Origin of the sequence: Renibacterium salmoninarum ATCC 33209, from assembly GCF_000018885.1 — a bacterium.
GTDB classification, from domain to species: Bacteria; Actinomycetota; Actinomycetes; order Actinomycetales; family Micrococcaceae; genus Renibacterium; species Renibacterium salmoninarum.
Genome location: NC_010168.1, coordinates 3,035,294 through 3,047,327 on the forward strand (window position 1 = coordinate 3,035,294; position 12,034 = coordinate 3,047,327).

A 12,034-nucleotide genomic window follows, 5' to 3' on the forward strand; every position below is an offset into this window, starting at 1 on the left:
TATGGCTAGCATGCCCACCGCAGATTCCCCGACTACCAGAACCAGATCTGGCAATCGGCGCAATGAGACTGCCCGCCTTGCGGTACTCCATGCGGCAGATGACCTACTGGCCGAGCATGGTTTTAGCGGGCTGACCATTGAGTCAATTGCCCGAGAAGCTGGCGTCGCCAAGCAGACGATATATCGCTGGTGGCCCTCGAAGGTGGAGATCCTGCTGGATACGCTCATTGAGGACAGCCAAAAAAGCATTCCGGTACCGGCAAGCAAACCTGGCATTGAGGCTATCCGCAGCTATCTGCGCAGCTTTGTCCGATTCTTGACCAGCGATCCCGCAGGCAAGGTTTTGCTTGCCCTTATTGCCGAGGCTCAGCACAACCCGGCCACGGCGAAAAAACTACACGATCGCTATCTTGAGCCGCGCCGCAACCAGGAACGTGAACTGATCGACAAGGCCATCGAAGCAGGACAGATCTCACCTCGACTCAGCTCTGAGGCAGTGATCGACGCCCTTACTGGGCCAATTATCTACCGCACTCTGATCGGTTCTGGCATTCCGCGAGGTTTCGTCAACACGCTCATCGACGACCTTCTCGAACCCGGCCCCAGCTGAAGTTTTCACTCAACAAACCGTCTGCACCGCCACAGAGCAATCTCCGCCACATCATTCGAACGCTGCACCACTTTTGGGCCTTAAACAGGCTGTTTAAGGCCCAAAAGTGGTGCAGCGTTTGCGTTGGGAGGTTACCAGTCGTGCACGGTCCCATCCGCAAGCCGGTTGTAGGGCAGATACGCCTGCTGGTACGGATAACGTGCTGCAGCTTCTTCATCAAGTTCAATACCGAGTCCCGGCGCATTCGGGTCAAGCCGAATCAGCCCGCCACTGAAGCTCAGCGACTGCTGGAACACCTCGTTGGTTTGCGGTGAGTGCAGCATGTATTCCTGGATGCCGTAGTTATGGATCGCCAGCCCCACATGGCATTGCGCAGCAAATCCCACTGGCGAGATATCAGTTGGGCCGTGGAAGCCTGACTTGATTTGGTATTGCGCGGCGTAGTCCATCACCTTCTTGAGCGGCGAAATACCGCCGAAGTGCGTTGAGGCCGCGCGCACGTAGTCAATGAGCTGCTCTCGGATCAGGGTCTGGAAATCCCACACGGTATTGAATACCTCGCCAATAGCCAACGGCGTGGTGGTGTGCTGGCGCACCAGCCGCAATGCTTCCTGATTCTCTGCCGGGGTGCAGTCTTCGAGCCAGAACAGGTCATAGGGCTCCAGCGATTTACCGAGTTTTGCGGCTTGAATCGGCGTCATCCGGTGATGCCCATCGTGCAGCAGCGGCAAGTCCGGGCCGAATTCATTTCGCACAGCTTCGAAGACGCTCGGCAAATGATTCAAATACGCTCGAGTGTCCCAGTCTTCTTCAGCTGGGAATGCGCCACGACCCGCGGGCTCGTAATCGTAACGCTCACCTGAGGACTGTTCCTGCGCGGCGATGCCATAAATAGCTTTCAACCCGGGCACGGCCGTCTGAATCCGCACCGAGGTGTGACCCTCAGCTAAGTTTTCCCGCACCGAGTAAAAAAGCTCGGGTAAATCGCGACCGGAAGCATGCCCGTAAGTGCGCAATCCAGTTCGCGAAGCACCGCCCAAGAGTTGATAAACCGGCAGCCCGGCCGCTTTACCTTTGATATCCCATAACGCCATATCGACGGCGGCAATCGCTGCCATGGTCACCGGCCCACGCCGCCAATAAGAACTGCGGTACAAGAACTGCCAGGTGTCTTCAATCCGATGCGGATCGCGACCGATTAACAACTGGCACAAGTGGTCGCCCAAATAGCTCGCAACCGCAAGCTCGCGCCCGTTCAGAGTCGCATCTCCCACCCCAGTGAAGCCTTCATCGGTGGTGATTTTGAGCGTCACAAAGTTCCGGCTGGGACTGCTGACAATCACATCAGCGGCGATGATTTTCATCGGGTTTCCTCCACTACATCAGGGTCAATCAAGGTCAAAAGGGCCGTACTGCTATCGCTAGATTTCAACGCGATATCGATCTCAGCGTCGTGAACATCAGGGCTACGCCTTCCGCTTGGCATGGCCCGAACCCAGGCTTCGAGCACTGCCCTGGATGCTGCACCGGATCGGCCCGCCATTTGTTCAACCCGCAGCACCGGCGGCACCCGGACCCTTAATTTAGCCACTGAGTCGGCTGCGATTTGGCTCAGTCGGTGCTCGATCCGACCATTTTCAAAACGTTCGATCAGCTGAGCGGCGTAATTTTCGGCCTCAACCTCGGCCGGCAAATGTGCCGCCACTTCGGCCCAAAGCGCCTGCACTCCCGCACGCAGCTCTGGGTCGGAAATCGCCTGAGCTACTGTTTCCAGCCCACGAACCAATCCAGCGTTGGCCAAGTAGCTGTGCGCACCATTGAGCATCCACAGCTTGCGCTGCTCCCAAGGCGTCACGTCCGCCACAAACATCGCCCCGGCCGGCTCCCACCGAGGCCGCCCCGCGGGGAAGTCTCCCTGCAGAATCCAACTCCGGTAAGGCTCGGTGACCACGGGGGCGGCGTCTTCCCGCCCGGTGGCGGGCAAGACCCTTTCTTGATCTGCCGACGTCGAACGCGGCGTGATTCGATCTACCGACGTCGAGATAAAACTCACGCCATCAGCGCGGCCGGCCGGAAAGATTAGCGAGGCTAGCAGGTCACCGTTGCCGCTGAGATTGTCGCAAGGCACGACGGCGATCGGCCCAGCTCCCGCTGCGGCCCGCGCCGCCAGCCCGGCACGGAGCAGGGTCACCGCGACCGAGCCTGCAACGTAGCCCGCCTCGGTAATGGTCAGCGTGACGACGGCGGTACTCGGCGCCGCGATCAGCTCGATCATCCGTAAGGCCCCAGCATCGGCGGACGCATCGCCAACTTCGAGAATCGGCCAAAGCAGCTCGAAACTGTCCGCGGCGCCGCGTTCCACGAGCGTAAATAACCCGTCCTGCGCTGCAAGCAAATCAGCCGCCGCGGCGGAGCGCATACTGAACGCGGTAATCCCCCATTCCGCACCATCAGCGGCATGCTGGGTGTACCAAACCTGATGTGCGCGGTGAAAAGCACCCAAGCCCAGGTGGACTATTCGTACTGCCGGGGCGGGCAAGTTCAGGACGGAACGCGACAAGGCAGTTGGGCCCGGATTCATAGCTTGAAGACCCGTCGCGACGCAGCATCAACTAGGTCCACAATAATTTCAGCCGCCCGCGATTCCGCGAGTCGATGCTCGGCCACCAATCGAGCCAGGAACGAAGCCTCTACTCGGCGAGAAGCGTCGTGCCGGGCCGGAATCGAACAAAAGGTACGCGTGTCATCGACAAAGCCAGCGCTTCGGGAAAAGCCAGCGCTTCGGGAAAAGCCAGCGGTTTCAGTGACTGCGGAACGGAACCGCAACATTGCGTCCGGAGCGTCAAGGAACCACCAGGGCGCGCCAAGGTACACGGACGGAGAATCCCGCTAACGGTGCCAATTCACGTGAAAACACCGTCTCGTCCAAGGTGAACAGCACTCAAAGGAACCCCGCGGCAGCGCCAAATTCGTTGAGCAACGGCTGCAAGCCCTCGGTATATCCCACGGCGAAGGGAATATCGTGCCCGGTGTCCGCACCAAATCGCTCGAATGACGGTCCCTAGTGGTTTCGCAGCGAGCCTGGGTGCAGCGTCATAACCAAGCCGTCCTCCACAGACATCCGGGCCATCTGATAAATCATTTGACCCTCAAAGACATCCCGTTCTAACGCAGATAGCTCACCGCGCAGCGCAGAATCGAATAGCCGCTCGGCCTCTGCGAAAGGCAGCTTAACCGTCAGTGGAATGCGCACGCCGTGATCCGCCGAGACCGCTCCGTGTTCAATAAAATACCGACGCCGGTTAGCCAACGCGACAAGGTAGCCCCGGTAACCCACAGCACCTTCGCCCGCCTCAACAATCAACCGATCGACCCGATCGGAGAAACCCGGCGCGTGCGCGTTCAAATAGGCGTCAGGCCGAAAGGTCGGTAGAACCCGGCCATTGAACGAAGAATCCGCGGCCAGCGCGGCGTGATCGGACAACGAGTCAAGCGGGTCATCGGTAGTGGCGAGCACTTCAATGCCAAAGGAATCAAAGAGCGCACGCGGCCGGAAACCGGGCGTTGCCAGCACTGAACCGTTACCGGTTTTATGCCGCTTCCTTTTGAGTTTGGAAGGAAGTATTGATGGTTATGAATCGGAAGTTTTCGCGGGAGGTTCGGGACAGGTCGGTGCGGCTGGTTTTGGATCATCTCCAGGAGTATCCAGCGTTGATGGCTGCTTGTGCTGCTGTGGGCGGCAAAGTCGGGGTTGGGAAGGAATCCCTACGTCGTTGGGTGAGGCAGGCCTAAATTGATGCCGGGACCAGGGTAGGGATGTCCACGACGGAATCGGAGCAGGTACGTGCGCTCAAACGTGAGAATCGTGAGCTGCGTGAGTCGTTAGAGATTGTGAAGGCTGCGTCGGTTTTCTTCGCGGGGGAACTCGACCCCCGCGAAGCATTGATCAGGGGATTCATCGATGAACAACGCTTCCTTGGCTGGGCAGTCGAGGTGATCTGCAAGGTCCTGCGTGGCCAGGGCTTAACGGTCACTGCCCGGACCTACCGTAGTTGGAAGGTCTCCACCGCTTCGGTCCGGGACATGGCAGAGGCTTCGGTTATGGATGCGTTGCTAGGAACGGTAGGGACACCGGAGGGAATGTACGGGAGGAGGAAAATGACGGCTTGGCTGCGTCGGAAAGGATTCGAGGTCTCTTACCGGCAGGTGAACCGGCTCATGAGCTTGTTGAGTTTGAAAGGCCGGGTACGGGGCAAAGGTGTGCGCACCACGGTGCCGGACCGAAACCATGACCGTGCCCCGGATTTATTGGATCGGTGCTTCACCGCAGCTGGCCCAAATCAGCGCTGGGTTGCGGACTTCACCTATGTGCGCACCTGGGCAGGTTTCGTCTATGTCGCGTTCATCATTGATTGTTTCTCCAAGTACATCGTGGGCTGGAACATCTCCACGATCAAGGACACCGCCCTGGTGAGCACAGCACTCAGGATGGGCTTATGGCAGCGGACACGCACCAGGCATCCGGTCGCAGAAGGGCTGATCCATCATTCCGCCGCCGGGTCCCAGTACACTTCCTTGCATTTCGGGGAAACCCTGACTCTGGAGGGCATCGCAGCATCAATCGGCTCTGTCGGGGACGCCTACGATAACGCCTTGGCCGAGTCCACCATCGGCCTGTTCAAGACTGAAGCCGTCCGAGAAGATTCTCCCTTCCGCAACGGGCCGTTGAAAACCATCGATGAGGTTGAATGGGCCAGCTTGGCCTGGATCGATTGGTACAACAACGACCGCCTACACACCAGCATCGGAGACATCCCACCGACAGAACACGAAGTAGTGTATTACGCTAAAGAAACCATCCCGGCCCAACCGGTGCAGGGACTCGCATAAAAGCGGCAAGAAACCGGTAACGGTTCACCAAACAATTCGCGAATACTTCTGCCCCGGCTCATCGCACCTGGGGCGCCAAACGTGCTCATTGCTTCAGCCTAGCGAGCTTGACCGACAAACAGCTGAGACTGCCCGGCGTTCAACATCAGGTGTACTGTCAGCACTACGGAGTCGACACGGCTCCCCTATGAGGGAGCTGCAATGGGCGATAAATCTCCGAGACAAAGCGCATCTAAAAAATCCAGCAAATCGATTAAGGAGAAGCGTGCGGATAAACGCGCTACAGAATCTGATAAAAACGCCCCTACACTGAAAGAAAAACTTGCCCAGCCCAAGAAACGCTGATTGCCAATGTCAGCACTGAAACTGGGCGTCATAGCAAGTTCCCGTAAGCCCGATGAGCGCAGGGTGCCGCTCCACCCTTTGCATTTCGAAAAAATCGCTGCGAACCTTCGGCAAAACATGCTAGTGGAGACCGGCTACGGTACTCGTTTTGGCATCTCCGATGATCAACTGGCACCTCTAGTTGATCGGGTCTGCTCCAGAGAAGAACTAATCGGCGCTGCTGAGGTGATCTTGCTACCCAAACCACAGCCTTCCGATTTGCTAGACCTCCAAGATGGCCAAGTCCTCTGGGGCTGGCCGCACTGTGTACCGGATCAAGAAATCACCCAGATAGCGATCGAGAAGAAGCTGACTTTAATCGCGTTCGAGGCGATGAATCACTGGGCCTCTGACGGCGGCTTCGGTTTGCATGTTTTTCATAAGAACAACGAACTTGCCGGTTATTGTTCGGTCCTGCATGCTTTCGCACTGCGCGGGATCACCGGCGACTACGGCCCACGTCTGCGCGCCGCCGTCATTGGCTTTGGCGCCACCGCGCGTGGCGCCGTCACTGCACTCAACGCCCATGGCGTTCACGACGTCCAGGTATTGACCAATCGCGGAGTTGCCGCGGTCGGCTCACCAATCCACTCGGTTAAGATCGTGCAATTCGACCATGACCCAAAAGCTCCGCACTTAAGCCATGCCATGACCGATGCCGGCAGGGTTCCGCTGGCTGCCTTTTTGGCTGACTTCGACGTCGTCGTCAATTGCACTTTGCAGGACACCTCCGCGCCGCTCACTTACCTCAACATCGATGACCTAGCTGGTTTTCAACCCGGCAGCCTGATTGTGGACGTCTCCTGCGATGAAGGCATGGGATTCAGTTGGGCGCGCCCCACCTCGTTCAAAGATCCGATATTTCAGGTTGGCGAGCACGTGAGCTACTACGGCGTAGACCATAGTCCCTCTTATTTGTGGAATTCGGCCAGCTGGGAAGTTAGCCAGGCATTACTGCCATTTTTGGCTCCGGTGATGGCTGGCCCAGCAGCCTGGGCGGACGATGAAACCATTAGTCTCGCCATTGAAATTCGGGCGGGAGAAATCGTCAATCCGGCGATTCTAGCCTTCCAGCAAAGATCAGCAACGTACCCGCACCCGATGCTGAGCTGAGCGGCATAGAATCTTGGCATGCCGAATCCCGCGATTATTCTCGTCTCCGAAAAATATGCAGACGTTCTAGAGGACCAGTTCTGGCGTTATCAGCGCGAATACGACCTATATACCGCTACTGGTGTGGTGGAAGCACTTGAGGTTACTCAACGAATTCGCTACACCGGCGGACTAGCAGCTCTTTATGTTGCCGATTCCAGATTGGCCGACGTGAATGTGCTCAAAGCCTTCCACGACTGGCGCGCTCTGGTGCCCACCGCTCGGCGAATTGTCACGGCGCATTGGGATAATTTTCGCGAGGATTCCGTGGCGCTACGCGCAGGCCTTGCGAAGGGTAAGTATGACGCTTTCTTGCTGCTTCCGCGCGGGGTTCGTGATGAAGAGTTTCACACTGCGATCACTGAGATCCTCTCTGATTGGGACTCAACGGTGGCCGCACCAGAAATGGATACGGTCCGAATCATCACCCCGCTCCTCGACGGTTCCACACTTGCGATTAGAGACTTCCTATACCGGATGGGCATGCCGATACGTACGTTCACGCCAGATAGCCCGGAAGGGCTGGAGGCTTTGGAAAAACTCGGTACGGTTGAGCCAAAGTATCCGATCGTGCAGCCGTTCAATGGCGCTCCAGTCAGTGCTCCCACAGTCCGTGATGTAGCAATTTCCATCTACGGCGCTCCTAGCGATATTGACGTGGATCAAGTAGTTGACCTGGCAATCGTTGGCGGCGGCCCAGCAGGTCTTGCCGCAGCGGTTTACGGTGCTTCCGAGGGTTTGAGCACGACCGTGGTGGAAGCCGAAGCAATTGGCGGCCAAGCTGGCACCAGTTCCATGATCAGAAACTATTTGGGCTTTCCACGTGGCATCTCCGGTATGCGTCTAGCGCAACGCGCGCGAAGCCAGGCGATACGTTTTGGCACTCGGTTCTTTACCGGTTGGCCAGTAGAAGGCCTGGTACCGGGAGTCGGCGAGCACGTCCTCCAGACCGGAGGCGGAAACATTCGGGCCCGCGCCGTCGTCGTCGCCAGCGGTGTTTCGTATCGAAAGTTGCGCATCGAATCGATTGATTCTTTGGTCGGTTTGGGCGTCTTTTATGGTGCCGCCATGACGGCGGCGCGTGAGATGGAAGATCGGGATGTCTTTGTGGTCGGTGGCGGGAACTCGGCGGGCCAAGCCGCGGTTCATCTGTCCCGTTTTGCTCGCTCGGTGACCATCCTGATTCGTAGGCCTTCGCTCGCCGAGACGATGTCGAGCTATCTGATCAACGAAATTGAGTACAACCCACGCATCTCGGTACAAACGTGCGCGGAAGTCGCCGATGGCGGTGGTGAAGGCAGACTGGACTGGATCGAGATCCGCGATACTAACACTGGAGTTCTGAGTAGACACGAGACTGGTGGCCTCTTCACTCCTTCTTGGTGCTGAGCAGCGATGTGAATGGTTACCGGCAGAAGTGTCCCGAGATGACAAGGGCTTTGTGGTCACTGGCCGCGATGTGCCGAAATCAACGTGGGTTGATGGACTGCCACCGGGAAACCTTGAGACCACGACGCCGGGCGTTTTCGCAGTAGGCGATATTCGCGCCGGTTCGATGAAACGAGTTGCTTCGGCAAGCGGTGAGGGCGCAAGCGTGGTGCCTCTAGTCCACGCCTGGTTGGACCCGCAGCAATAGGCAGTTTTAGCGATCAGCCCAGGTCCGTCTCGCTAGTAGCCAAGACACTCCTGTAAGCTACATTCTGTATGTTTTATCTGGACTGGCGGCCGTAGATCGTCGGTCCTGGCCTCTGTAGCTCAGTAGGATAGAGCGTCCCTCTCCTAAAGGGAAGGTCGCCGGTTCGAATCCGGCCAGGGGCACTTGTTAGAAATATCGGATCTGGCCGCGTTCCTCCGTGGCAGTTGGCGGATAGAACGCACTGTTGTGGACCGCAAACATGGTCAAAACGGAACTTTTTCTGGCACCGCTGAACTGAGCTCGCTGGCCGACGGCGGTCTGCATTATCACGAGTTCGGAATCCTGGATTGGCGTGGAGCCAGCGCGCAGACGCAGCGAGACTATCGATTGCTACCCACCGGAGATCCCGCCGTTTTGGATTGGTCTTTTGTCAATCCAGACGGATCCGCCAGCTATTTTTTTCACACGATGAATCTGGGCTCCGGGCTCTGGCGGGCAAACCATCCGTGCGCTGCGGACACCTACCAGGTTGAATATCAAGCACTGAGCCAAGATGAGCTATCCGTCGTCTGGGACGTAACTGGGCCGAGCAAAGACAACTTACGGACTAGCAGTTGGCAACGCATCCTATGATGCTTCGAAATCCACGGTCTTGTTAGTCTGCGAAAACTGGGTGAGATACAACTCCGAGTAGCGACCTTGGGCAGCAAGCAATTTCTCGTGCGTCCCCTGCTCTACGATTCGACCCGCCTCAATAACCAAGATTGCATCTGCCTCTCGAATGGTGGAGAGGCGGTGTGCAATCACCACAGCGGTCCGGCCGCGCAACGCCTCGCCTCGCCTAACGCAGCTTGAACCGCTGCCTCATTCGTTGAGTCAAGAGCAGCGGCGGCTTCGTCAAGACTCACTACAGCAGGTTGGACTAGAAGCAGGCGAGCAATTGTTAGCCGCTGACCTTCGCCACCAGAGAGCCGGTACCCTTGTTCGCCCACCACGGCGTCAAGGCCATCAGGCATTGAAGCAATCACGTTCTCGAGCCGTGCCCGTCGCAAAGCAGACCACAAGTCGGCTTCGCTGGCTGCCGGCTGAGCGAGCAACAAAATCGACCGGATCGTCTCGTGAAATAGGTGTCCATCTTGGGTGACCATGCTGAGCGTTGCCCGCAATGAATCGAAGGTTGAATCCCGGACGTCCAGGCCACCAATCCGCACCGCGCCCGAGTCCACGTCGTAGAGTCTGGACAAAAGCTGCGCAATCGTCGATTTCCCGGCGCCTGAGGAACCAACTAAGGCAATCGTTTGGCCGGGTTTCGCCGTGAAGCTGATGCCGTGCAGCACATCTTCACCGCCACGGGTATCCAAAGTGGCGACGTCTTCTAGCGAGGCCCGCGAAACCTTATCTGCTGCTGGGTAGCCAAAATGAACATTGTCGAACTCAACACCAAGCGGACCGGCGGGGAATGCCTTGGCATCGACCTTCTCAGCAATTAGCGGTTTGAGATCCAGAATTTCAAACACCCTGGCAAAGCTAACCAGGGCAGTCATCAGATCAACTCGGGCGCTAGCTAAAGCGGGGAGTGGCGCATACAGTCGGGTCAGCAGCAAGGCCAGCACTACGACGTCGCCCGCCGCCAAATCGCCACGAATAGCGTAATAACCGCCCAAGCCGTAGACCAGGGCCAAAGCCAGTGCCGAAACAAACGTCAACTCCGTGACAAAAACGAATTGCATCATGGTCGCTTTGACGCCGATGTCTCGCACCCTTGAGGCGCGCACAAAGAACTCACGCGATTCGTCCGCGGGGCGACCGAAAAGCTTGACCAGCGTTGCACCGGGTGCAGAGAACCGCTCAGTCATTTGCGTACTCATATCGGCATTGAGGTTTGCGGCTTCTTTGCGCATCCCTGCGATTCGCGAGCCGAATCGCCTAGCGGGCAAGAGGAAAATTGGCAGCAAAACCAGCGCCAAAACCGTGACTTGCCAAGAAGTCCCTAGCATCACAATGAGCGTAAGTATCAAGGTCACTAAGTTGCTCACGATGCCAGATAATGTTCCGCTGAAGGCCTGCTGCGCACCAATGACATCGCTGTTGAGTCGGCTGACTAAAGCACCCGTTCTGGTCCGGGTAAAAAATGCTATTGGCATCTTTTGTACGTGATCGAAAACTGCGCGGCGCAAATCCAAGATCACATCCTCGCCTAGCTGAGAAGAAATCCAGCGCACGACTAAGCCAACTCCAGCGTCAGCCACCGCGACTAGCGCAATCATGCCCGCCAAAAGCAAAATCAATTGGAGGGTGGTGCGAGCAACGATCGCATTCACAATTTGGCCAGCCAAGAGCGGGGTGGCCACGGCGATAAACGCGGAGACTATCGAGAGTAAGACGAAGACCACCAGCCGGAGTCGGTAAGGCTTTGCGAAGGTAATCGTGCGCCTGACCGTGTCTTTGCTGACGCCGCCGTCGTCCTTTTTCGCACCGGCCGTACTCCAGAGCGATTGCCAGGCAGCGCCTTCCATGCTCATAACTGAAATTCCTCCTTGGCCGCCCCAATGGTTGCTCTCTTTGTACCTTAGCGCCAGATACTGACAGTTTGTTCCCAAGCCGAGTTATCCACAGGGTAGGTCTGCCCATATACGAGGCACTTTGGAGATCGTATCGTTGGACGAAAAGTTGCTCCCTTTGGAAAGCGGTATCAGTGCTCAACCAATCAACGTCACCGTTGCGGGTGCTTCATCTAAGCACCGAAGCGTGGGCTGTATTGCAGCAAAATGCGGCAAACGACCTAGCGGCCAATCCTGACCAGGCGGAGCTCGCCGGTCTGTCCATGACCATCGATCGCGAAATGCTTGAACATGATTGGCTCGACGCTATTTTACTTTATTTGTCCGCGCCAACGCGGCTGATCATGGACGCTCGAATCGCCGGGATTTCCGGGCTAAGCCAATTTAGCTTCGCTGGCGGGCATTGCGTCGCCAGTTTCCAGCGCCGTCGCACATACACATTCGAAGGAAAAGAAGTGATCTCTGGCGAAGAAGACCTCATTGAGTTGATGCTTTTCGACGAGAAAGATTTCTGGGCCGCCGCACGTCGCACGCTGCCACCGCTGAACCAATTGCGTGCATCAGCAGGCTCAACCGACGCAGCACCCGAATCGAATTCTGCCGTGGACGCTGAATCGAGCGTGTCAGCTTCGGTGCTTACCCGTTCAACTGGCGAAGATCTCATCTGGTCTGGTCACTGGCTTGTCACGATGGGAAAGTTACATGCGCTGCAAAGGTTTGACGATCGCCTGATTGCCAAGCCTTAGCCGGTTGGTGCCCTCGCTCGAGAGCTGATATTCGCTTTAGTGGGCAGTCACGAAA

10 protein-coding genes, 1 tRNA gene and 2 pseudogenes are annotated in these 12,034 nt (G+C 57.2%); 9 read left to right on the top strand and 4 right to left on the bottom strand.

The window, feature by feature from the left end:
• Positions 1–10 precede the first annotated feature (10 nt).
• Positions 11–610: a TetR/AcrR family transcriptional regulator gene (locus tag RSAL33209_RS15015; RefSeq protein WP_041685928.1), complete on the top strand. Its 600-nt coding sequence runs from the start codon at positions 11–13 to the stop codon at positions 608–610.
• Between the two features lie 131 nt (positions 611–741).
• Here the strand turns inward: RSAL33209_RS15015 and manD are convergent, their stop codons facing one another.
• The 3 genes and pseudogenes from manD to RSAL33209_RS17295 form a co-directional block, all read right to left on the bottom strand.
• Positions 742–1,974: a D-mannonate dehydratase ManD gene (gene manD / locus RSAL33209_RS15020; protein WP_012246762.1), complete on the bottom strand. Its 1,233-nt coding sequence runs from the start codon at positions 1,972–1,974 to the stop codon at positions 742–744.
• Positions 1,971–3,191 carry a mannitol dehydrogenase family protein gene (locus RSAL33209_RS15025; protein WP_012246763.1) on the bottom strand — a complete coding sequence of 407 codons (1,221 nt, stop codon included), beginning with the start codon at positions 3,189–3,191 and terminating at the stop codon, positions 1,971–1,973. The genes manD and RSAL33209_RS15025 overlap by 4 nt, the downstream gene beginning before the upstream one ends.
• A pseudogene (locus tag RSAL33209_RS17295) lies at positions 3,188–4,181 on the bottom strand (glucuronate isomerase); the annotation flags it as partial. The pseudogene RSAL33209_RS17295 and the gene RSAL33209_RS15025, both read right to left, overlap by 4 nt.
• Before the next feature lie 245 nt (positions 4,182–4,426).
• Between RSAL33209_RS17295 and RSAL33209_RS15045 the strand changes: the two are divergent.
• From RSAL33209_RS15045 to RSAL33209_RS15065, 7 genes are all read left to right on the top strand, one after another.
• Positions 4,427–5,500, top strand: a complete 1,074-nt coding sequence (locus RSAL33209_RS15045; RefSeq protein WP_012243778.1) for an IS3 family transposase — start codon at positions 4,427–4,429, stop codon at positions 5,498–5,500.
• 201 nt (positions 5,501–5,701) lie between these two features.
• Positions 5,702–5,845: a hypothetical protein gene (locus tag RSAL33209_RS17840; protein ID WP_169305785.1), complete on the top strand. Its 144-nt coding sequence runs from the start codon at positions 5,702–5,704 to the stop codon at positions 5,843–5,845.
• Positions 5,846–5,851: 6 nt separating this feature from the next.
• Complete coding sequence (locus RSAL33209_RS15050) at positions 5,852–6,997, top strand: N(5)-(carboxyethyl)ornithine synthase (protein WP_041684877.1); 1,146 nt, start codon at positions 5,852–5,854, stop codon at positions 6,995–6,997.
• Positions 6,998–7,015: 18 nt separating this feature from the next.
• Positions 7,016–8,425 carry an NAD(P)/FAD-dependent oxidoreductase gene (locus tag RSAL33209_RS15055; RefSeq protein WP_012246767.1) on the top strand — a complete coding sequence of 470 codons (1,410 nt, stop codon included), beginning with the start codon at positions 7,016–7,018 and terminating at the stop codon, positions 8,423–8,425.
• A complete protein-coding gene (locus RSAL33209_RS19865) occupies positions 8,397–8,672 on the top strand; it encodes an NAD(P)/FAD-dependent oxidoreductase (protein ID WP_325050073.1) in 276 nt (91 codons plus the stop codon). The genes RSAL33209_RS15055 and RSAL33209_RS19865 overlap by 29 nt, the downstream gene beginning before the upstream one ends.
• Positions 8,673–8,780: 108 nt before the next feature.
• Positions 8,781–8,854 (top strand) — tRNA-Arg (locus RSAL33209_RS15060).
• A gap of 1 nt (position 8,855) precedes the next feature.
• Positions 8,856–9,305 carry a DUF6314 family protein gene (locus RSAL33209_RS15065; protein WP_012246769.1) on the top strand — a complete coding sequence of 150 codons (450 nt, stop codon included), beginning with the start codon at positions 8,856–8,858 and terminating at the stop codon, positions 9,303–9,305.
• Here RSAL33209_RS15065 and RSAL33209_RS15070 read toward each other — a convergent pair.
• Positions 9,300–11,194, bottom strand: a pseudogene (locus RSAL33209_RS15070) (ABC transporter ATP-binding protein). The gene RSAL33209_RS15065 and the pseudogene RSAL33209_RS15070 overlap by 6 nt on opposite strands.
• Positions 11,195–11,367: 173 nt before the next feature.
• Here RSAL33209_RS15070 and RSAL33209_RS15075 point away from each other — a divergent pair.
• A complete protein-coding gene (locus tag RSAL33209_RS15075) occupies positions 11,368–11,979 on the top strand; it encodes a hypothetical protein (protein WP_041684878.1) in 612 nt (203 codons plus the stop codon).
• Positions 11,980–12,034: the final 55 nt, after the last annotated feature.

Bases quoted from the DNA above. Each gene is read 5' to 3' on its own strand.
- RSAL33209_RS15015 (WP_041685928.1), top strand. From the start codon at position 11: ATGCCCACCGCAGATTCCCCGACTACCAGAACCAGATCTGGCAATCGG.
- manD (WP_012246762.1), bottom strand. From the start codon at position 1,974: ATGAAAATCATCGCCGCTGATGTGATTGTCAGCAGTCCCAGCCGGAAC.
- RSAL33209_RS15025 (WP_012246763.1), bottom strand. From the start codon at position 3,191: ATGAATCCGGGCCCAACTGCCTTGTCGCGTTCCGTCCTGAACTTGCCC.
- RSAL33209_RS15045 (WP_012243778.1), top strand. From the start codon at position 4,427: ATGTCCACGACGGAATCGGAGCAGGTACGTGCGCTCAAACGTGAGAAT.
- RSAL33209_RS17840 (WP_169305785.1), top strand. From the start codon at position 5,702: ATGGGCGATAAATCTCCGAGACAAAGCGCATCTAAAAAATCCAGCAAA.
- RSAL33209_RS15050 (WP_041684877.1), top strand. From the start codon at position 5,852: ATGTCAGCACTGAAACTGGGCGTCATAGCAAGTTCCCGTAAGCCCGAT.
- RSAL33209_RS15055 (WP_012246767.1), top strand. From the start codon at position 7,016: ATGCCGAATCCCGCGATTATTCTCGTCTCCGAAAAATATGCAGACGTT.